We start from the raw sequence: 924 nt of genomic DNA on the forward strand, positions 1-924 counted from the left end.
CGTGTAGCCTTGAAATCCCTTTGGAGAACATTGGGGGCGGTTTGCCCTACCTCTCCTCTGTAGGAGCTGTATCGCTTGACCTTAATCGCTGCCTTAAGCGAGAGGGTTCCCATCAGGCGCTGAACGGCTTTATGGTTAATCCGTTCCCCGTCTCGATGGAGAGACAACGTTACCCTACGGTATCCGTAACGACCTTTATTCTCGTGATAAATCTCACCAATACGCTTTTTAACATCCGCATACTTATCAGGCTTGCTGAGAGCCTTTAGATGGTAATAAAACGTACTGCGCGGTATCTCCGCTGCCTTGAGAAGCTCATCAAGAGGGTAAAACTGCCTTAGCTCGTTGAGTACTTTCACTTTTTCGCGGGATGAGCTAAGGCTTTCAGCTTTTTTAGATACGTAAGCCGCATTTCAAGGAATCGAACTTGTCTTTCAAGATCCTCAATACGTCGGTCTTTCGACAGCTCCAATGCTAACGCCGCTTTTTCTGGATCAACTGACATTGTAATGTTTCTTTTGGTGCCGATCTTGAGTGCGCGTAAACCAGCTTCTCCGTGCTCCTCATAGACTTTCAGCCACTTGGCTACAGAACCACTACCAGCAAGCATAAAGTGAGCAGCAGCCTGATTGAGGGACATCTGCTGCTCGGTCACGGCTTTCACGACCTTAATGCGCAACTCTGGATCAGCACTAACGCCTTTAGGTTTGGGAATTAAACCTTTTTCTCCATGTTTTTCATAGAGGGCAACCCACGTCCTGACCTGGGTTCGAGGCACACCAAAACGTGCAGAGATGATCCTGTAACCATCATCAGTTGTGAAGTAGTGATTCACGACTTCAAGGCGCTTTTCGAAGGGGTATTTTGGCTTTGACATATCAGGGACTATTCCATTTCATCGTCCAACAAAATGGGTGCAGTACA

General features: G+C 47.4%; 1 pseudogene. It reads right to left on the reverse strand.

Going from position 1 to position 924, the window contains the following annotated elements:
- Nucleotides 1-877 (reverse strand): annotated as a pseudogene (locus HX884_RS26640) (IS3-like element ISKpn8 family transposase); the annotation flags it as partial.
- Nucleotides 878-924 lie beyond the last annotated feature (47 nt).

The organism is Enterobacter sp. SECR19-1250 (genome assembly GCF_013391025.1).
Taxonomy (GTDB): domain Bacteria; phylum Pseudomonadota; class Gammaproteobacteria; order Enterobacterales; family Enterobacteriaceae; genus Enterobacter; species Enterobacter cloacae.